The following is a 19238-nucleotide window of genomic DNA, read 5'->3' on the forward strand; positions in this document are numbered from 1 at the left end:
GTATCCCCTGTGTCCGTAGGTTAAGCGCGCACCGGCTTCTTGCTGTTGCGCTTCGCCAGTTTCGCGATCTTGTCCTCATGCTTCGGCGCGGGCCACAGACCTTCCGAGCGGTACAGCATGATGACCACCATCGCGAGGCCGTACAGCGCCTGACGGATCACTTCCGTGTCGACGATGTCGTGACCGAACAGCGCGTGCTGCAGCGGGCTCATCGTCGAGCGCAGGAATTCCGGGAAGATCGCGAGCAGCACCGCACCCAGGATCACGCCCGGGATGTGGCCCATGCCGCCGAGCACCACGCACGCGAGCACGACGATCGATTCCCAGAACGTGAACGATTCCGGCGACACGAAGCCCTGGAACGAACCGAACATCGCACCCGACAGGCCGCCGAACGACGCGCCCATCGCGAATGCGAGCAGCTTCACGTTGCGGGTGTTGATGCCCATCGCCTTCGCCGCGATCTCGTCTTCACGGATCGCCGCCCATGCGCGGCCGATACGCGAGTGCTGCAGGCGCGTACACACCCAGATCACCAGCAGCGAGCAGAGCACGAACAGGTAGTAGTACATGTAGACCGACGGCAGCTGGATCCCGAACAGCGAGTGCGTCTGGGCAAGGCTGAAGTCGCCGAGGTGCACCGGATCGATGCCCGTGATCCCCTTCGGGCCGTTGGTGATGTTCACCGGACGGTCGAGGTTGTTCATGAAGATCCGGACGATTTCACCGAAGCCGAGCGTCACGATCGCCAGGTAGTCGCCGCGCAGGCGCAGCGTCGGCGCGCCGAGCAGGATCCCGAAGGTGGCCGCCAGCGCCATCGCGATCGGCACGATGATCAGGAACGGCACATGCAGCCCGTTCGGCGCCAGCGCCGCGATCCACTCGAATTGCGAGCTCAGGTGCGGCGAGCTCAACAATGCCGCCGTGTACGCGCCCACCGCGTAGAACGCGATGTAACCCAGGTCGAGCAGGCCGGCGAAGCCGACCACCACGTTCAGGCCCAGCGCGAGCATCACGTACAGCATCGCGAAGTCGAGCACGCGGACCCAGTAGTTGCCGCCGGCCGAGCCGATGATGATCGGCGCCGCGATCACGAAGACCGCGGTCAGGAGGCCGATGATGACGGTCTTGGCGGTGTTGCGCTCTTCGACGAGCGACGTCGAGGATTCGATCGGTTGAATGGATGTCATGTCGTTTGCTCCCTTCCGTTACGCGCGATCCGCGACCCGTTCGCCCAGCAGGCCGGACGGACGGAACACCAGCACGATGATCAGCACGATGAAGGCGAACACGTCCTGGTAGTTACTGCCGAATACGCCGCCCGTGAGGTTGCCGATGTAGCCGGCCCCGAGCTGCTCGATCAGGCCGAGCAGCACGCCGCCGACCATGGCGCCGCCGAGGTTGCCGATCCCGCCGAGCACCGCGGCCGTGAATGCCTTCATGCCGGGGATGAAGCCCATGTAGAAGTGCACGTTGCCGTATTCGGACGCGATCATCACGCCGGCCAGCGCGGCGAGCGCGGAGCCGATCATGAACGTCGCGGAGATCACGAAGTTCGGGTTCACGCCCATCAGGCTGGCGGTGTTCGGGCTTTCGGCGATCGCGCGCATCGCACGGCCGAGCTTGGTCTTGTGCACGAGCAGCAGCAGGCCGCCCATCACGATGAACGCAACCGCGATGATCACGATTTCAGTCACCGAGATCACGGCGCCGGGCGTCGTGTCGGTGGCCTTGATCACGTTGATCGGATCGGTCGGCAGCAATTGCGGGAACGGCAGCGGGTTGCGCGACCAGATGATCATCGCAGCCGTCTGCAGCAGGATCGACACGCCGATCGCGGTGATCAGCGGCGCGAGGCGCGGCGCGCGGCGCAGCGGCCGGTAGGCGACGCGTTCGATCGTGAAGCCGACGAACGCACAGACGACCGCGGCAATACCCAGGCCGATCGTCAGCGTCGCGACGTTGCCGAGTCCGGGGAAGTGGTTCTGCAGCACGGTGATGGCCGACAGGGCGACCATCGCGCCGATCATCAGCACGTCGCCATGTGCGAAGTTGATGATGCCGAGAATGCCGTACACCATCGTGTAGCCCAACGCGATGATGGCGTAGACACTGCCGAGCACCAGCCCGTTGAGAACCTGCTGGACGAAAATATCCATTTAAAGCTCCTTGGCCCGTGCTGCCGGAGGACGTTGCGCCCCGCGGGTAAGCGAGGAATCGCGCCTTCTCGGCGACACTGCGGGTACTAGTCGATACCGGTAAGGGTGGATCGTCCCGGCGCGCGCCGCCCGGCCTGTACGGCCGGACCTGCCGCCGGAGCGGATACAAAAACGGCACCGCACTGTTCCGGTGCCGTCATGAGTCCCGTCGCTAAATCGTCACGACATCGAGGACGGTGTTCGTGGCCTCCTTGAAGTCGTAGGGCAGCATGCCGAGACGGCCTTCGTCCGGTTGCCCGGCATCCGTGCCTGTTTCCGTCCGGTGCGGGGCAAACCCCGCACCCGGGCGGATCGGATTCCGCGCCGCGCCGCCCGTCCGGGCGCCGCGAAGACCGCACCCGACATTCGTCAGGACTGCGTCGGAATCCATCGTACGAACCAGACCGCGCGTCGCAACACCACCGATCGCGGCAACGCGCTGTTTCGTCGAATCGAAATGAAAGGGGGTCGGTGACTTCCGCACGCGGCCCGCAGCGCCAGGCGCTGCTGCCGGCTGCCGTCGGTCGGCACGCCCGGTCGCCGTGGCACCACGGCCGGCGGTGTACTGCAATGCAACCTGCATGCCCGCTGCCCGGCCGATCGCCAGGCCAGGCGCGTTGAATTCCTCGATCGCCAAACGTGCCCCGTCTTCCTTGTCCTTGCCCAATTGCGCGCTGCGGCACACGGATGGCGCCACACGACCGGCTCCGGCGACGCGCACGCCGCTGGCCGGCGGTGCCGCGAACGCCGCAGCCTCCCTGCCCGCCCCGTCGTCGCTCTTTTTGCTGCAGCCGGCAAGCATTGCAACCGGTGCGGCGACGGACATGGCGTACGCCAACTTCACATGCATTGAATGGTCTCCCGCGCCTTGCCCAAACCCGATCTCAAAGCCATTCAGGCCTGAAAACGGGCGCATTGTAACTCCATTTATAGGACGCCAATAATCCTGATTCGATGGGGTTTTCCTGCATTGCAACCAATTTTGAGAGACGCTTGGAAACACGCAGGGCAACCCGGTTGCACCGCGAACGCGAATAATGGTTGCGATTACAATTTCGACAGGCAAAAAAAAGCGCGCCGGGAGGCGCGCTTCGGTGTTCCGCGGGTGCAATGCGTCAATCAGGCGGCGGGCGGCAGGTTCAACCCGCGCGGCAGCGGGAACGACACGTTTTCCTCGATGCCGTCGAGGGCGCGGACGTTGCGCACGCCGAGCTCGCGCAGCCGCGCGATCACGGCCTGGGCGAGCACCTCGGGCGCCGATGCGCCGGCCGTCACGCCGATGCGGCGCTTGCCCGCGACCCATGCCGGATCGATCTGGTCGGGCGCATCGACCATGTAGGCGTCGACGCCGCGCTTCTCGGCCACTTCGCGCAGGCGGCTCGAATTCGAACTGTTCGGGCTGCCGACGACGATCACGACATCGCACTGCGGCGCCATGAACTTCACCGCGTCCTGGCGGTTCTGCGTCGCGTAGCAGATGTCCTGCTTCTTCGGCTCGCGGATCTTCGGATACTTCGCCTTCAGCGCCGCGATGATCTCGGCCGCGTCGTCGACGGACAGCGTGGTCTGCGTGACGAGCGCGATGCGCTCGGGATCGGCGAGCTGCAGCTTCAGGACATCCTCGACGCTCTCGACGAGATGCATGCCGCGCTCGACCTGCCCCATCGTGCCCTCGACTTCCGGATGGCCCTTGTGCCCGATCATGACGATGTCGACGCCGTCCTGGCGCATCTTCGCGACCTCGACGTGCACTTTCGTGACGAGCGGGCAGGTGGCGTCGTAAATACGCAACCCGCGCACGTCGGCCTCGTCGCGCACGGCCTTCGACACGCCGTGCGCACTGAAGATCACGGTGTTGCCGGCCGGCACTTCCTCGAGCTCCTCGACGAAGATCGCGCCTTTCTTCTTCAGATCCTCGACCACGTACTTGTTGTGGACGATTTCGTGACGGACGTAGATCGGCGCGCCGTGCATCGAGATCGCCCGCTCGACGATCTCGATCGCGCGATCGACGCCTGCGCAGAAACCGCGCGGCTGGGCCAGCAGGATTTCGGCGTCGGCGGCGACGGTCTGCCCGGACAGCGTATCGGTGGTGCTCATGATTACAGGATTCCGATGATTTTCACTTCGAACGTGAGCGCTTGGCCCGCGAGCGGATGATTGAAGTCGAACAGCGCCGAGGTTTCGCTGACTTCCTTCAGCACCCCCGCGTACCGGCCGCCGTCCGGCGCATTGAACTCGATCAGCTCGCCCGGCGTGAAATCGTCGCCGACCATCCCGTTCTCGCGCAGCGTCGACAGCGTCACGCGCTGGAGCATGTCGGGATTACGGGGACCGAACCCCTGCTCGGGCGTTAGCTGATAAGTCGAGTGGTCGCCGACCCTGAGCCCGAGCAGAATCTGTTCCAGCGACGGCGCCAGCTGCCCCGCGCCGAGCAGCAGCGTGGCCGGCTTGTCGGTGAAGGTGTTGACGATGTCGGCGCCGTCGGCCAGTGCCAGGCGGTAATGCAACGTGACGTGGGAACCGGGCTTCACTTCGGATAGATCGATGAGGCTCATGAATTACTCGTTCAGTCGGCGCCCGAAACGGCCGAAAGGCCCGGCGCAAAGCCAATATTGTAAGTCACCTGAGCGCGCAAGGCGGAAAGTGCGACGACGTCGCGCACACCGCCCGCCGCCAATGGAGTTCCAAGCATGCTGTCACCCTGCCTCGCCCCGCCGCCGCTCGAATGCCGCGACGCCCACGACCGGCCGGCCGCCGCGCCCGGCTGCGCCCTCCCTGTCGGCCGGTGCGGGCGCCTCCCGCGCGGCTGGTGCCCCGAACGCCCCCGCGAGCGGCTGCTGGAACGCGGGCCGGCCGCGCTGACCAACGACGAACTGATCGCACTGCTGCTCGGCACCGGCACACCGGAGCACGATGTGTTCGTCATCGCGCGCGCCCTGGTCGCGCAGTTCAAGACGTTGCGCGGGCTGCTCGAGGCGAGCGACGCCGATTTCCAGGCGCACGCCGGCATCGGCCCCGCGCGGTCGGCGCGGCTGATGGCGGTCACCGAGATCGCGCGGCGCGTGCTGAAGGAGAAGGCGCGCGAGACGACGCCGATCGATTCGCCCGGCGCGGTCGAGGATTATCTGCGGCTGAAGATCGGCGCGCGCCCGTACGAAGTGTTCGCCGCGGTCTACCTCGATGCGCGCAACGGCCTGATCGAAACGGAGGAAATCACGCGCGGCTCGCTGACGCGCATGGCCGTCTACCCGCGCGAGATCGTGCGCCGCGCGATGCAGCACAACGCCGCGGCGCTGATCGTCGCGCACAACCATCCGTCCGGCGCGGTGCAGCCGAGCGCGGAAGACCGCCGCCTGACCCGCGTGCTGCACGATGCGCTCGCACTCGTCGACGTGCGGCTGCTCGATCATGTCGTCATCGGCACCGGCGATACTTTTTCGTTCGCACGTGCCGGTTGGCTGTAGACTGTGGCGCGGCGGCCCGCCAACGGGCGCCGCAACGGTGAAGCGAAATTAGGTTTGATTTTTCTGAACTTTTTCTGCTAGAATCGCCGTCTGTCTTTTTTCCAACCAGTTCTAGCCATCGAAGGGCCTTGTCTGTAAGGGCTTCGGCGTTCTGAGTGCAGCCATGGATCACGTGGCGGTGCGATGGAACCTTCATCGGCGATCGAACCCCGAATTTAGCGTATTAGGAGTGCTCTCATGGCACGCGTATGCCAAGTAACTGGGAAAGCGCCGATGAGCGGCAACAACGTTTCCCACGCAAACAACAAGACGAAGCGCCGCTTCCTGCCGAACCTGCAAAACCGCCGGTTCTGGGTAGAGAGCGAAAACCGCTGGGTGCGCCTGCGCGTCTCGAACGCCGGCCTGCGCCTGATCGACAAGAACGGCATCGATTCCGTGCTCGCTGACCTGCGCGCACGCGGCGAAGCCTAAGCCCAAGGAGCACAATCATGGCAAAAGGCGCACGCGACAAGATCAAGCTCGAGTCGACTGCTGGTACGGGTCATTTCTACACGACCACGAAGAACAAGCGCAACATGCCGGAAAAGATGGCGATCAAGAAGTTCGATCCCGTCGTCCGCAAGCATGTGGAATACAAAGAAACCAAGATCAAGTAATCTCCGGTTTCTGCGAGCCCGCTGACAAGCGAAAAGCCCCGCATTTGCGGGGCTTTTTGTTTTGCGCGCACGCTTTGGCCCGACGCGGTATGCTCTCCTCTTTCCGCGGCCTTGGCCGCCGGAACGCACAAGATCAAAAGCGTAACGATGGAGATGCAGCATGAAATTCGACGTGGCGATCGTCGGCAGCGGCCTGGCAGGGCTGTCGGTCGCACTCAATCTGGCCAGCACGCGACGTGTCGCGCTGATCGCGAAACGCTCGATGATGGAGGGCGCAAGCGATAACGCACAGGGCGGCATCGCGGCCGTCCTCGACTCGACGGACAGCATCGAGAACCACGTCGACGACACGCTGGTCGCCGGCGGCGGCCTGTGCGACGAAGCCGCCACGCGATACATCGTCGAGCACGGCCGCGAGGCGATCGAATGGCTGATCTCGCAAGGCGTGCCGTTCACGAAGGACGACGCGGCCGAACTCGGCTTCCACCTGACGCGCGAAGGCGGTCACAGCCATCGCCGGATCATCCACGCGGCCGACGCGACCGGCCACGCGGTGCTCGCGACACTGTCGGAACGTGCGCGCCAGCATCCGAACATCACGTTCTTCGAAAATCACCACGCGATCGACCTGATCACGTCCGACCGGCTCGGCCTGCCCGGCCGCCGCTGTCACGGCCTGTACGCGCTCGATGTCGACAACGACCGCACGATCACGATCGAGGCGCCGCATACGGTGCTCGCGACGGGCGGCGCCGGCAAGGTCTACCTGTACACGACGAACCCCGACACCGCGACCGGCGACGGCATCGCGATGGCGTGGCGCGCGGGCTGTCGCGTGTCGAACATGGAATTCATCCAGTTCCACCCGACCTGCCTGTTCCATCCGTATGCGAAGTCGTTCCTGATCTCGGAAGCCGTGCGCGGCGAAGGCGGCCTGCTGAAGCTGCCCGACGGCACGCGCTTCATGCCCGCGCACGATCCCCGCGCCGAACTCGCGCCGCGCGACATCGTCGCGCGCGCGATCGACTTCGAGATCAAGAAGCGCGGGATCGACTGCGTGTACCTCGACATCAGCCATCAGCCGGAAGCGTTCCTGCGCGAACACTTCCCGACGATTCACGCGCGCTGCCTCGAGTTCGGCATCGACATCGCGAAAGAGCCGATTCCCGTCGTGCCGGCCGCGCACTACACGTGCGGCGGCGTCGTCACCGATCTCGCCGGACGCACCGATCTGACGGGCCTCTATGCGGTCGGCGAAACGTCGTACACGGGGCTCCACGGCGCCAACCGGCTCGCCAGCAACTCGCTGCTCGAGTGTCTCGTGATCGGCCGTGCGGCCGCCGAAGCGATCGAGGCGGCCGGCTTCGACGTCGAAACGCCGGCCAAGCTGCCGGCATGGGACGAGAGCCGAGTATCGGATGCGGACGAGGAAGTCGTCGTTGCGCACAACTGGGACGAGTTGCGCCGTCTGATGTGGAACTACGTCGGCATCGTGCGCACCGACAAGCGTCTCGAACGCGCGAAGCACCGCTTGTCGCTGCTGCGCGACGAGATCCACGAGTACTACGCGAATTTCCGCGTGACGCGCGACCTGCTTGAACTGCGCAACCTCGTCGACGTGGCGACACTGATCGTGAAAAGTGCGCACTCGCGCCGCGAAAGCCGCGGGCTGCACTACAGCCGCGACTGGCCGCACACGCTGCCGAAGGCGCTGCCGAGCGTGCTCACGCCGCGCGCGCGCCGCTAAGCGCCCCCCCTCCCGGGCTGCGGCCCGCACAGGAAAAAAGCCGTTGGCACTCACGTGCCAACGGCTTTTCTGTTCGGACGCGGACGCCCGCTCAGTCGACGATCCGCATCGAATAGTCCGTCGCGCGCACGTCCTTCGTCAGCGCGCCGATCGAGATGCGGTCGACACCCGTTTCCGCGAACGCACGCACCGTGTCGAAATTGACCCCGCCCGACACTTCGAGCACGGCCTTGCCGTGCGCCACGCGCACCGCTTCACGCATCATGTCGAGCGTGAAGTTGTCGAGCAGCACCGACTGCGCGCGATGCGCGAGCGCCGTGTCGAGTTGCGCAAGCGTCTCGACCTCGACCTGCACGGGCACGCCCGACTCCAGCGCGAACGCCGCGTCGAGCGCCTGGCCGACACCGCCCGCCGCCGCGATGTGGTTTTCCTTGATCAGGATGCCGTCGTACAGCGCGAGCCGCTGGTTCTCGCCGCCGCCCACGCGCACCGCGTACTTCTGCGCGAGCCGCAGGCCCGGCAGCGTCTTGCGCGTATCGAGGATCTTCGTGCGCGTGCCTGCCACGCGATCGACGTAGCGGCGCGTCGCGGTCGCGACGCCCGACAGCAGTTGCAGGAAGTTCAGCCCGTTGCGCTCGGCCGTCAACAGCGACCGTGCCGGCCCTTCGAGCTCGCAGACGGTCGAATCGGGCGTCATGCGGTCGCCTTCGCGATAGCGCCATTGCACGACGATCGCGGGATCGATGCAGGCAATCACGGCCTCGAACCACGGCACGCCGCACAGCACGGCGTCCTCGCGCACGATGATGCGCGCACGGCGACGCCCGCCGGCCGGCACGAGCCGCCCGGTCTGGTCGCCGGCCCCGACGTCTTCCGCGATCGCATCGGCCACGTTGCGCGCGATCGCCGCGTCGAACGCCGCGCCGTATTGCTCGCGAACGCTGCCGAACAGCGGCGAAACGGCGCTCGCGCCCCCTTCGAGGACGGCGGCTTCATCGGCGGACGACGATTGAACCTGCGCGTGGAGGCTGTTCATCATGCGGCCCCCACGTTTGCAAACAGTTGCTGGTCGCGCTGCAGATCGCCGCTCGCCTGCACGCGCTTCTTGTGCGCGGCGGCGAAACCGAGCATCCGGTCGATCGGCAGGCGCGCACGCTCGCCGATCGCGGGATCGACGAAGATCTCGTTGTGACCGCGTTCGAGCACGTCGGCGAGGTTCGCGAGGCCGTTCATCGCCATCCACGGGCAGTGCGCGCAGCTCTTGCAGGTCGCGCTGTTGCCGGCCGTCGGCGCGGCGATGAAGGTCTTGCCGGGTGCCGCGAGCTGCATCTTGTGCAGGATGCCGAGATCGGTCGCGACGATGAAGCGCGTCGCATCGAGCTTCACGGCCGCGTCGATCAGTTGCGTGGTCGAGCCGACGGCATCGGCCAGCGCAACGACGTTTTCCGGCGATTCGGGGTGGACGAGCACTTTCGCGTCCGGATACTCGGCGCGCAGCAGATCGAGCTCGATCCCCTTGAATTCGTCGTGAACGAGGCACGAGCCCTGCCACAGCAGCATGTCCGCGCCGGTTTTCTTCTGAATGTAATTGCCGAGATGGCGATCGGGCGCCCAGATGATCTTCTCGCCGCGCGCGTGCAGGTCGGCCACGATCTCGAGGCCGATCGACGACGTGACCATCCAGTCCGCGCGTGCCTTCACGGCTGCGCTGGTGTTCGCGTAGACGACGACGGTACGGTCGGGATGCGCGTCGCAGAATGCCGAGAACTCGTCGACCGGGCAGCCGAGGTCGAGCGAACAGGTCGCATCGAGATCGGGCATCAGGATCCGCTTGTTCGGGCTCAGGATCTTCGCGGTTTCGCCCATGAAGCGCACGCCGGCGACGACCAGGGTCTGCGCGTCGTGATCGCGGCCGAAGCGGGCCATCTCGAGCGAATCGGCAACGCAGCCGCCGGTTTCGTCAGCCAGTTCCTGCAGTTCGCCATCGACATAGTAGTGCGCGACCAGCACGGCCTTTTCACGCACGAGCAACGCCTTGATGCGCGCCTTCAGTGCGGCGCGCTCTTCGGCGGACGGGGCATCGGGCACCTTGGCCCACGCCTGCCCCACACCGCACACGGTCCCCGCCGCGACGGGCCGGTCGTATTCGACGGGTTTGATCGTCGATTGCATCTCCATATCTCCTGTCGACCCGAGCCGGCGCTTTGGCGCGCTCAGGCCTCATCCCCTGCGCTCGCCCCGGGGCGTTGCTTCAACGCCGCCCCAAGGCTTGGACGGAATCCGGCCCGTCCGGTCATGTATCGAAACCGGCGGCCGAAATAAAAAAACCCCGCCAACGCGGGGTTTGTGACGTCCTTAGATTCTAATCGATTTCGAATCAGGCGTAGCGGCGCAGGCGCGTCGCGAATTCCTGCAGCGCCTTGATGCCGCTTTGTTCTGCGCGATGGCACCAATCCTGCAATTGCGCGAGCAGCTGTTCGCGCGAGGCGGTCGAACGATCCCAGATTGCAGCGAGATCCTGGCGAAGCTGGAAGTACGTATGCAGCTTCTGGCTGTTGGCGAAGATTTCCGGCAGCAGCTTCTTCTGCGGCTCGTCGAGGCCGTCGGCATCCTTGTGGAACCATTTGCGCGCGCCGCGCATCAGCTGGTACTTCTCGCTCGAGCCGAGTTCCTTCAGGTGCGCGAGTTCCTGGCGATACGCACGCTTCACGGCCTTGCCGTAGCGCGCCATCACTTCGTAGCGGTTCGACAGCACGGCCTGCAGCGTTTCCTGGTCGAGCACGGTCTTCGGCTTGTTCAGGCGCGGCGTCGGCGCGACCTTCTTCACCTTCGCGAGACCGAATGCCGACATGATGCGGATATACATCCAGCCGATGTCGAACTCGTACCACTTGTTCGACAGCTTCGCCGACGTCGCGAACGTGTGGTGGTTGTTGTGCAGCTCTTCGCCGCCGATCACGATGCCCCACGGGAACAGGTTCGTGCTCGCGTCGGCCGAGTTGAAGTTGCGATAGCCCCAGAAGTGGCCGAAACCGTTGACGACACCGGCCGCCCAGAACGGAATCCAGACCATCTGCACGGCCCACACGGTCAGGCCGAGCACGCCGAACAGCGCGACGTCGATCACCATCATCATGCTCACGCCGAGGATCGGGTACTTCGAGTACACGTTGCGTTCGATCCAGTCGTTCGGCGTGCCGTGGCTGAACTTGCGCATCGTTTCTTCGTTCTTCGCTTCCGCGCGATACAGCTCGGCGCCCTCGAGGAACACCTTCCAGATGCCGCGCGTCTGCGGGCTGTGCGGATCTTCCTCGGTCTCGCACTTCGCGTGGTGCTTGCGGTGAATCGCGGCCCACTGGCCGGTCAGCATGCCGGTCGTCATCCACAGCCAGAGGCGGAAGAAGTGGCTCGCGATCGGATGCATCTCAAGCGCGCGGTGCGCCTGGCAGCGATGCAGGTAGACCGTCACGCCGATGATCGTGACGTGCGTGACGGCAAGCGCGAACAGCGCGACCTGCCACCACGAAAAACGCAGGAGCCCGTGGGAAAGAAAATCGAGCAGGGAATTCAACAAGGCAGTTACCCGTGATGAGAGCGACGCCGGCTCGCGCAGACGTCAGAAAAATGAAAGCATACCGCGTGTAGACCAGAATTTTACTTCAACCGTTCCAAGTCTTTGTAAAAAATGAACATTTTCTTGCCCTGACGCAACCGGCGCAGTCCATGGGCGGACTTGGAAGGGCCCGCGATCCGGTTCCGGCCGCGGGCCGACGCGATTGGCGGCCGCCAGGCTACACGGCCGGTGCGCGCCCGTCCGCCGCGCCGTTGCCGGCCACCGGGCCGGGCGCAGCGGCCTCGCCTGCGGCGGCAACGCCGTCCGGCCACCCGACCACGCGCACTTCGCGCTGCGGGAACGGAATCGACACGCCATGCTCGCCGAACAGCCGCCAGATGTTGCGGTTCACGCTCGAACGCACGCCCGACGTGCCTTTCGCGGAATCCTCGATCCAGAAGCCGAGTTCCAGATCGATCCCGTCCGCACCGAAACCCACCAGATACGGGGTCGGAGCAGGCTCCGCCAGCACGCGCGGCACGCCTTTCGCGGCGTCGGCGAGCAACGCGAGCGCCTGCTCGACGTCGCTCGTGTACGCAACCTGCACCGCGACCTTCGCATAGCCGCGCGTCAGGTACGACGACTGGTTCTGCACGACGTCGGTGATCAGCTTCTCGTTCGGGATCAGCGTCTCGTTGCCGTCGAGGCCGCGCACGACCGTGTAGCGCGTGCGGATCTGCGTGACGACGCCCTGCAGCCCGCCGACGCTGATCGCGTCGCCGAGCCGCAGCGAGCGGTCGAGCAGGATGATGAAGCCCGACACGTAGTTGCTGGCGATCTTCTGCAGCCCGAAACCGAGGCCGACCCCGACCGCGCCGCCGAATACGCCGAGCACCGTCACGTCGATGCCGACGAGCGACAGCCCGATCAGGACCGCCGCGAACACGAGCAGCGCGCGGCCGACCCGCGACAGCACGACCTTCAGGTTGACGTCGAGCGTGCTCGAACGCGTGAGGCGATCCTCGAGCACCGACCCGAGCCACATCGCGACCATCAGCGTCACGCAGACCCACAGCGCGCCGGAGATCAGCGACAGCAGCGTGAGGTGCGCGTTCGCGACGCGGAACTGCACGCTGTCGAGCCAGCCGAGCACGTCGCGCTGGATGCCGAGCACGGTCAGCACCATCGCGGCCCACACGACGGTCGACACGATCTTCTCGACGATCGACAGCCACGCATGCGTATGGCCGTCGCGCGCGAACACGCGCCGCGCGAAGAAGAACAGCACGTAGATCAGCCCGATGCCGAACAGCGGCACGAGCGCGAGCGACAACAGCGACGTCGACATGAACGGGTCGAACGCGAGCTGCGCGCCGCCCGCGAACACGCCGCCGAACAGCGGAAACAGCGCGCGCTTCAGGCTGTGCGCGCCCGCGCCGGGCGCGCGTCCGGCCGCCCGGCGGCGCGCATCGATCCGGCCGTGCACGAAGCGCGCGGCCACCCATGCGAAACACAGCGCCCCGACCAGGATCGCCGCCTGCCAGATCATCACCGGCTGGTGGAAATCGCGAATGACCGACGCCAACCGGTGCGACAGCAGGCGGCTCTGCAGATTCTCCATCGTCCGTCCGGGCCGCCGTTACTGCGCGCGCCGCTCGAGCACCGCGGCGAAGAAGCCGTCGGTCGCGTGGCGATGCGGCCACAGCGACAGGTAGTCGCCCGTCTCGATCTCGATGCGCTGCTCGTCCAGCACCTTCTGCGCCGGCACCAGCACGAACTCGGGATGGTCGGCCAGGAACTGTTCGACGATGCGCTCGTTCTCGGCGTCCAGCACGCTGCAGGTCGCATAGACGAGCCGGCCGCCCTTCTTCACCAGGCGCGCGGCACTCGCGAGAATCGACGCCTGCTTCGGCGTCAGTTCGTCGATCGCCGTGCGCGTCTGGCGCCACTTCAGGTCCGGATTGCGGCGCAGCGTGCCGAGGCCGCTGCACGGCGCGTCGACCAGCACGCGGTCGATCTTGCCGGCGAGCCGCTTGATCTTCGCGTCGTGCTCGCTGTCGATCAGCACGGGGTTCACGTTCGACAGCCCGCTGCGCGCGAGGCGCGGCTTCAGCTTCGCGAGGCGCTTCTCCGACACGTCGAACGCATAGAGGCGCCCGGTCGAGCGCATCATCGCGCCCAGCGCGAGCGTCTTGCCGCCCGCGCCCGCGCAGAAATCGACGACCATCTCGCCGCGGCGCGGCGCGACCAGCGAGCACAGCAGCTGGCTGCCCTCGTCCTGCACCTCGATCTGGCCTTCCTCGAACAGCTTCAGCCGCGTCAGCGCCGGCTTGCCGACGACACGCACGCCGCTCGGCGCGAACGGCGTCGCGCCCGCGTCGATGCCGCTCGCGCGCAGCGCATCGATCACCTGGTCGCGATTGGCCTTCTGCACGTTGGCGCGCAGGTCGAGCGGCGCCGGGTAGTTCAGCGCGGCGGCGAGCTGCGCGAGCTCATCGGCGTCGAAACGGGCCGCCAGCGCCTGCAGGATCCAGTCCGGCAGGTTCGTGCGCACGCGCACCGGCAGGCTCGCCGGATCGATTTTCGACACGTGCTCGAGCCACGCGGACTCGGCATCGGACAGGAACGGCCTCAGCGCATTGCGGCCGACCGTCTGCATCAGGCCGAGCAGCGTGAGGCGCCGCGCGGGCGTGCCCGTGCCGCTCTCGGCCAGGTGCGAAAACTCCATCTTCCGGCGCAGCACCGCGAACACGGCCTCGGCGATCACGCCGCGCTCGGCGTGCCCGAGCTTCGGGTGTGCGCGGAAGAACCGGCTCGTCGTCGCGTCGGCGGGGCCGGCGAACTTCAGCACCTCGGCCAGCAATGTCTCGGTCTGGCCGATCAGGAATCCGTGCAGCTTCATACGCCCTCACTCGTTTCGGTATGCGGTTGATCCGCGAAAATCCAGCGCGCCTCTTCCGGCGCCAGCACTGCACGCCCGTTCTCGAGGCGCAAACGCCCGTCGACGAACCAGCGCACCGCACGCGGGTACAGCACATGCTCGACCGCCAGCACCCGCTGCGCGAGCGCCGCCGCGTCGTCGCCCGCACGCACCGGCACCGCGCCCTGCGCGACGATGGCGCCGCTGTCGAGCTCCGGAACGACGAAATGCACGCTCGCGCCATGCACCGCGACGCCCGCCTCGAGCGCCTGCTGGTGCGTGTGGATGCCCTTGAAGCTTGGCAGCAGCGACGGATGGATGTTCAGCAGCCGGCCCTCGTATCGTCTGACGAATGCGGGCGTGAGGATGCGCATGAAGCCGGCGAGGACGACGAGATCGGGCGCGAAACGGTCGATCTCGGCGGCGAGCGCCGCATCGAAGCTGTCGCGGCCATCGAACGACCGGTGGTCGACCACCGCCGTCGCCACCCCGTGCGACGCGGCAAAAGCCAGTCCGGCCGCATCGGGCCGGTTGGCGATCACGGCGGCAATCTCGGCCGGCCAGCGTTCCTGCGCGCACGCGCGGACGATGGCCTCCATGTTGCTGCCGCGACCGGAAATCAGGATCACGAGTTTTTTCATTCGCGAATTTTACCATTCGCCCCCGCGTTTCCCGCCTTCTCGGCCGCCGGCTCTCCCGAACGTTTATAATCTTCTGCTTTGCGGCATCCCACCGCCCATTCCCCGACGCTGCATCCGCTATCGTGAAAGTCTTCCGCGGCCTGCCCAACGCCGAGAGCCGCGCCCCGTGCGCGCTGACGATCGGCAACTTCGACGGTGTCCATCGCGGCCACCAGGCCCTGCTCGCGCGCGTGCGCGCGGCAGCGGACGCGCGCGGCCTGCCGGTGTGCGTGATGACGTTCGAGCCGCACCCGCGTGAATTCTTCAACCCGGCGGGCGCGCCGCCGCGCATCGCGATGCTGCGCGACAAGCTCGAGGCGCTGCGCGATCACGGCGTCGACCGCGTGGTCGTCGAGCACTTCAACCACACCTTTGCGAGCCAGTCGCCGCAAGCGTTCGTCGAACGCACGCTGGTGAACGGCCTGCACACGCGCTGGATGATGGTCGGCGACGATTTCTGCTACGGCGCGAAGCGCGCGGGCACCTTCGACACGCTGAAGGCGGCCGGCGAGCAGTACGGCTTCGAGGTCGAACAGATGGGCACCGTGGCCGGCAGCGACGGCGCACGCATCTCCAGCTCGGGCGTGCGCACCGCGCTCGCGGCCGGCGATCTCGACGCGGCCGCGCAGGCGCTCGGTCACGGCTACGCGATCAGCGGCCACGTCGCGCACGGGCTGAAGCTCGGCCGCGACCTCGGCTTCCCGACGCTGAACCTGCCGATCGCGCACAAGCGGCCGGCGCTCGCGGGCATTTTCGTCGTGCAGGTGCACGGCCTCGGCCCCGCGCCGCTGCCGGGCGTCGCCAGCCTCGGCCTGCGCCCGACCGTCGACGATTCGGGCCGCGTGCTGCTCGAAGTCCACCTGCTCGACTGGCACGGCGATGCATACGGCAAGCTCATCCGCGTCGAGTTCCTGAAGAAGCTGCGCGACGAGGCGAAATTCGACGATCTCGAAGCGCTGTCGCGCGCGATCGCGCTGGATGTCGCGAATGCGCGCGCGTACTTCGTCGAGCGTGACCGTGCGCCCGGCAGCCGCGCCACGGGCTTCTCGACATCGGCCACCGACCGAATTAGCTGATCCGGCCGGCGGCGCCCCGCGCCGCACCCTCGCGCCGCTCACTCGCGCGCATCCCCGATTCACGACGCTCGCGCGTCCCCCGATTTGATAGCGATCCCATCATGAGCAACAAGAAAGCCGATTCGAAACCGCAGGCCAAGTATCCGGTCAACCTGCTCGACACGCCGTTCCCGATGCGCGGCGACCTGCCCAAGCGCGAGCCGCAGTGGGTCAAGGAATGGGAGGAGCGCGGCATTTACGAGAAGATCCGCGCGGCCAGCAAGGGCCGGCCGAAGTTCATCCTGCACGACGGCCCGCCGTATGCGAACGGCGACATCCACCTCGGTCACGCCGTCAACAAGATCCTGAAGGACATCGTCGTCAAGTCGCGCAACATGGCCGGCTTCGACGCGCCGTACGTGCCGGGCTGGGATTGCCACGGCATGCCGATCGAGATCCAGATCGAGAAGCAGTTCGGCAAGTCGCTGCCGGCGGCCGAGGTGATGAGCAAGGCGCGGGCGTACGCGACCGAGCAAATCGAGAAGCAGAAGGTCGGCTTCAAGCGCCTCGGCGTGCTCGGCGACTGGGCCAACCCGTACAAGACGATGAACTTCGTCAACGAGGCGGAAGAGATCCGCGCGCTCGGCAAGATCATCGAGAAGGGCTACGTGTACCGCGGCCTGAAGCCGGTTAACTGGTGCTTCGATTGCGGCTCGGCGCTCGCCGAGGCGGAAGTCGAGTACAAGGACCGCACCGACCCGACGATCGACGTGATGTTCGCGTTCGCGGAGCCGGAAAAGACCGCGCAGGCGTTCGGCCTGCCGGCGCTGCCGCGCGCCGAGGGCGGCATCGTGATCTGGACCACCACGCCGTGGACGATCCCGGCGAACCAGGCGCTGAACCTCCATCCCGAAATCGTCTACGCGCTGGTCGACACCGAGCGCGGGCTGCTGATCATCGCGGAAGAGCGCGTCGCCGCGTGCATGGCCGACTTCAAGCTGACCGGCCGCGTCGTCGCGACCGCGCCGGGCGTGAAGCTCGCGAACCTGCGCTTCCACCACCCGCTCGCGTCGGCCCACCCCGGCTACAAGCGCACCGCCCCCGTCTACCTCGGCGACTACGTGACGACCGACACGGGTACCGGCGTCGTGCACTCGTCGCCCGCATACGGCATCGAGGACTTCATGTCCTGCAAGGCGCACGGGATGACCGACTCGGACTTCATCAACCCGGTGATGGGCGACGGCCGCTATATCGAATCGCTGCCGCTGTTCGGCGGCCTGTCGATCTGGGACGCGAACCCGAAGATCGTCGAGGCGCTGAACGCGGCCGGCTCGCTGCTGCGCAGCGAGAAGTACACGCACAGCTACATGCACTGCTGGCGCCACAAGACGCCGATCATCTACCGCGCGACGTCGCAGTGGTTCGCCGGCATGGACGTGACGCCGAGCGACGGCGGCAAGACGCTGCGCGAAACGGCGCTCGAAGGCGTCGATGCGACGGCGTTCTATCCGTCGTGGGGCAAGCAGCGCCTGTTCAGCATGATCGCGAACCGTCCCGACTGGACGCTGTCGCGCCAGCGCCAGTGGGGCGTGCCGATGGCGTTCTTCGTGCACAAGGAAACCGGCGAGCTGCACCCGCGCACGCTCGAGCTGCTCGACGAAGTCGCGAAACGCGTCGAGCAGTCGGGCATCGAGGCCTGGCAGACGCTCGATCCGCGCGAGCTGATCGGCGACGACGCGAACCTGTACGAAAAGAACCGCGACACGCTCGACGTGTGGTTCGACTCGGGCACGACGCACTGGCACGTGTTGCGCGGCTCGCACAAGGATCAGCTGCAGTTCCCGGCCGACCTCTACCTCGAAGGCTCGGACCAGCATCGCGGCTGGTTCCACTCGTCGCTGCTGACCGCGTCGATGATCGACGGCCGCGCGCCGTACAAGGGCCTGCTCACGCACGGCTTCACGGTCGACGGCGAAGGCCGCAAGATGAGCAAGTCGCTCGGCAACGGCATCGACCCGCATGAAGTCGCGAACCGCCTCGGCGCGGAAATCATCCGCCTGTGGATCGCGTCGACCGACTACTCGGGCGAGCTCGCGATCTCCGAGGAAATCCTGAAGCGCGTGACCGAAGGCTATCGCCGCATCCGCAATACGCTGCGCTTCCTGCTCGCGAACCTGTCGGATTTCGACGTCGCGCAGCACGCGGTGCCCGTCGACGAATGGCTCGAGATCGACCGCTATGCGGTGGCGTTCTCGGCGCAGATGCAGGCGGATCTGCTCGGCCACTACGAGAAGTACGAATTCCACCCGGTCGTCGCGAAGCTGCAGACGTACTGCTCGGAAGATCTCGGCGGCTTCTACCTCGACGTGCTGAAGGATCGCCTGTACACGAGCGCGGCCGATTCGCGCGCACGCCGCTCCGCGCAGACGGCGCTGTACCACCTGACGCAGGGCCTGCTGCGCGTGCTCGCGCCGTTCCTGTCGTTCACGGCGGAAGAAGCGTGGAAGGTGTTCCAGCCGGCCAGCGACACGATCTTCACGGAAACCTACTACGCGTATCCGGAAATCGCCGGCTCGGCCGCGCTGATCGAAAAGTGGGCGCTGCTGCGCAACGTGCGCGGCAACGTGGCGAAGGCGCTGGAGGAAGCGCGCACCGCGAACCGCATCGGTTCGTCGCTGCAGGCCGAAGTCGCCGTGCATGCGAGCGGCGCGCGTTACGACGCGCTCACGAGCCTCGGCGACGACCTGAAGTTCGTGCTGATCACATCGGCGGCGACCGTCGTCAGGGTCGACGACGAGGCGCAGGAGAGCGTCGACGTGGCTGCGTCGAAGTACCAGAAGTGCGAACGCTGCTGGCACTACCGCGAAGATGTCGGCGTGCACGCCGATCACCCGACGCTGTGCGGCCGCTGCTTCTCCAACCTGTTCGAAAACGGCGAAATCCGGAGCGCTGCTTAAAC

17 protein-coding genes are annotated in these 19238 nt (G+C 66.4%); 6 read left to right on the forward strand and 11 right to left on the reverse strand.

The window, feature by feature from the left end; translation table 11 throughout:
* Positions 1-20: 20 nt before the first annotated feature.
* The 5 genes from GQ56_RS0109740 to GQ56_RS0109760 form a co-directional block, all read right to left on the reverse strand.
* On the reverse strand, positions 21-1190 hold the full coding sequence (locus GQ56_RS0109740) for an ABC transporter permease subunit (protein WP_031398480.1): 1170 nt from the start codon (positions 1188-1190) through the stop codon (positions 21-23).
* 18 nt (positions 1191-1208) lie between these two features.
* Positions 1209-2159: a branched-chain amino acid ABC transporter permease gene (locus GQ56_RS0109745; protein WP_006488946.1), complete on the reverse strand. Its 951-nt coding sequence runs from the start codon at positions 2157-2159 to the stop codon at positions 1209-1211.
* A gap of 211 nt (positions 2160-2370) precedes the next feature.
* Positions 2371-3048, reverse strand: coding sequence for a hypothetical protein (locus GQ56_RS0109750; protein WP_031398481.1), 678 nt, complete (start codon positions 3046-3048; stop codon positions 2371-2373).
* A 269-nt stretch (positions 3049-3317) separates the two neighbouring features.
* Positions 3318-4298 (reverse strand): 4-hydroxy-3-methylbut-2-enyl diphosphate reductase, encoded by a 981-nt coding sequence (gene ispH / locus GQ56_RS0109755; protein WP_031398482.1) that lies wholly within the window; start codon positions 4296-4298, stop codon positions 3318-3320.
* A gap of 2 nt (positions 4299-4300) precedes the next feature.
* Complete coding sequence (locus GQ56_RS0109760) at positions 4301-4756, reverse strand: FKBP-type peptidyl-prolyl cis-trans isomerase (RefSeq protein ID WP_031398483.1); 456 nt, start codon at positions 4754-4756, stop codon at positions 4301-4303.
* Between the two features lie 135 nt (positions 4757-4891).
* Between GQ56_RS0109760 and radC the strand changes: the two genes are divergently transcribed.
* The 4 genes from radC to nadB all read left to right on the forward strand — a co-directional run bounded on the left by radC (position 4892) and on the right by nadB (position 8068).
* Complete coding sequence (radC, locus tag GQ56_RS0109765; RefSeq protein WP_031398484.1) at positions 4892-5665, forward strand: RadC family protein; 774 nt, start codon at positions 4892-4894, stop codon at positions 5663-5665.
* Positions 5666-5902: 237 nt separating this feature from the next.
* The gene (gene rpmB / locus GQ56_RS0109770) at positions 5903-6136 is read left to right on the forward strand and encodes a 50S ribosomal protein L28 (RefSeq protein WP_004186391.1); all 234 of its coding nucleotides are present in this window, start codon (positions 5903-5905) and stop codon (positions 6134-6136) included.
* Positions 6137-6153: 17 nt separating this feature from the next.
* Positions 6154-6321, forward strand: coding sequence for a 50S ribosomal protein L33 (gene rpmG / locus GQ56_RS0109775; RefSeq protein ID WP_006478046.1), 168 nt, complete (start codon positions 6154-6156; stop codon positions 6319-6321).
* Between the two features lie 160 nt (positions 6322-6481).
* Positions 6482-8068, forward strand: a complete 1587-nt coding sequence (gene nadB, locus GQ56_RS0109780) for an L-aspartate oxidase (protein ID WP_031398485.1) — start codon at positions 6482-6484, stop codon at positions 8066-8068.
* 91 nt (positions 8069-8159) lie between these two features.
* Here the strand turns inward: nadB and nadC are convergent, their stop codons facing one another.
* The 6 genes from nadC to purN form a co-directional block, all read right to left on the reverse strand.
* On the reverse strand, positions 8160-9107 hold the full coding sequence (nadC, locus tag GQ56_RS0109785; protein ID WP_407638584.1) for a carboxylating nicotinate-nucleotide diphosphorylase: 948 nt from the start codon (positions 9105-9107) through the stop codon (positions 8160-8162).
* Complete coding sequence (nadA, locus tag GQ56_RS0109790; RefSeq protein WP_031398487.1) at positions 9104-10240, reverse strand: quinolinate synthase NadA; 1137 nt, start codon at positions 10238-10240, stop codon at positions 9104-9106. The genes nadC and nadA overlap by 4 nt, the downstream gene beginning before the upstream one ends.
* A 205-nt stretch (positions 10241-10445) precedes the next feature.
* The gene (locus GQ56_RS0109795) at positions 10446-11642 is read right to left on the reverse strand and encodes a DesA family fatty acid desaturase (RefSeq protein WP_031398488.1); all 1197 of its coding nucleotides are present in this window, start codon (positions 11640-11642) and stop codon (positions 10446-10448) included.
* A gap of 217 nt (positions 11643-11859) precedes the next feature.
* A complete protein-coding gene (locus GQ56_RS0109800) occupies positions 11860-13242 on the reverse strand; it encodes a mechanosensitive ion channel family protein (protein ID WP_031398489.1) in 1383 nt (460 codons plus the stop codon).
* Between the two features lie 18 nt (positions 13243-13260).
* Positions 13261-14523 carry an RsmB/NOP family class I SAM-dependent RNA methyltransferase gene (locus tag GQ56_RS0109805; RefSeq protein ID WP_031398490.1) on the reverse strand — a complete coding sequence of 421 codons (1263 nt, stop codon included), beginning with the start codon at positions 14521-14523 and terminating at the stop codon, positions 13261-13263.
* Positions 14520-15182 (reverse strand): phosphoribosylglycinamide formyltransferase, encoded by a 663-nt coding sequence (purN, locus tag GQ56_RS0109810; protein WP_031398491.1) that lies wholly within the window; start codon positions 15180-15182, stop codon positions 14520-14522. The genes GQ56_RS0109805 and purN overlap by 4 nt, the downstream gene beginning before the upstream one ends.
* A 122-nt stretch (positions 15183-15304) precedes the next feature.
* On the opposite strand from purN, the gene GQ56_RS0109815 reads away from it, so the two are divergent.
* Both GQ56_RS0109815 and ileS read left to right on the forward strand, forming a co-directional pair.
* Positions 15305-16297, forward strand: a complete 993-nt coding sequence (locus GQ56_RS0109815; RefSeq protein WP_031398492.1) for a bifunctional riboflavin kinase/FAD synthetase — start codon at positions 15305-15307, stop codon at positions 16295-16297.
* Positions 16298-16398: 101 nt separating this feature from the next.
* Complete coding sequence (gene ileS / locus GQ56_RS0109820; RefSeq protein ID WP_031398493.1) at positions 16399-19236, forward strand: isoleucine--tRNA ligase; 2838 nt, start codon at positions 16399-16401, stop codon at positions 19234-19236.
* Positions 19237-19238: the final 2 nt, after the last annotated feature.

It is taken from the genome of Burkholderia paludis (assembly GCF_000732615.1).
In the GTDB taxonomy this organism is placed as follows: domain Bacteria; phylum Pseudomonadota; class Gammaproteobacteria; order Burkholderiales; family Burkholderiaceae; genus Burkholderia; species Burkholderia paludis.

Bases quoted from the DNA above. Each gene is read 5' to 3' on its own strand.
- GQ56_RS0109740 (WP_031398480.1), bottom strand. From the start codon at position 1,190: ATGACATCCATTCAACCGATCGAATCCTCGACGTCGCTCGTCGAAGAG.
- GQ56_RS0109745 (WP_006488946.1), bottom strand. From the start codon at position 2,159: ATGGATATTTTCGTCCAGCAGGTTCTCAACGGGCTGGTGCTCGGCAGT.
- GQ56_RS0109750 (WP_031398481.1), bottom strand. From the start codon at position 3,048: ATGCATGTGAAGTTGGCGTACGCCATGTCCGTCGCCGCACCGGTTGCA.
- ispH (WP_031398482.1), bottom strand. From the start codon at position 4,298: ATGAGCACCACCGATACGCTGTCCGGGCAGACCGTCGCCGCCGACGCC.
- GQ56_RS0109760 (WP_031398483.1), bottom strand. From the start codon at position 4,756: ATGAGCCTCATCGATCTATCCGAAGTGAAGCCCGGTTCCCACGTCACG.
- radC (WP_031398484.1), top strand. From the start codon at position 4,892: ATGCTGTCACCCTGCCTCGCCCCGCCGCCGCTCGAATGCCGCGACGCC.
- rpmB (WP_004186391.1), top strand. From the start codon at position 5,903: ATGGCACGCGTATGCCAAGTAACTGGGAAAGCGCCGATGAGCGGCAAC.
- rpmG (WP_006478046.1), top strand. From the start codon at position 6,154: ATGGCAAAAGGCGCACGCGACAAGATCAAGCTCGAGTCGACTGCTGGT.
- nadB (WP_031398485.1), top strand. From the start codon at position 6,482: ATGAAATTCGACGTGGCGATCGTCGGCAGCGGCCTGGCAGGGCTGTCG.
- nadC (WP_407638584.1), bottom strand. From the start codon at position 9,107: ATGATGAACAGCCTCCACGCGCAGGTTCAATCGTCGTCCGCCGATGAA.
- nadA (WP_031398487.1), bottom strand. From the start codon at position 10,240: ATGCAATCGACGATCAAACCCGTCGAATACGACCGGCCCGTCGCGGCG.
- GQ56_RS0109800 (WP_031398489.1), bottom strand. From the start codon at position 13,242: ATGGAGAATCTGCAGAGCCGCCTGCTGTCGCACCGGTTGGCGTCGGTC.
- GQ56_RS0109805 (WP_031398490.1), bottom strand. From the start codon at position 14,523: ATGAAGCTGCACGGATTCCTGATCGGCCAGACCGAGACATTGCTGGCC.
- purN (WP_031398491.1), bottom strand. From the start codon at position 15,182: ATGAAAAAACTCGTGATCCTGATTTCCGGTCGCGGCAGCAACATGGAG.
- ileS (WP_031398493.1), top strand. From the start codon at position 16,399: ATGAGCAACAAGAAAGCCGATTCGAAACCGCAGGCCAAGTATCCGGTC.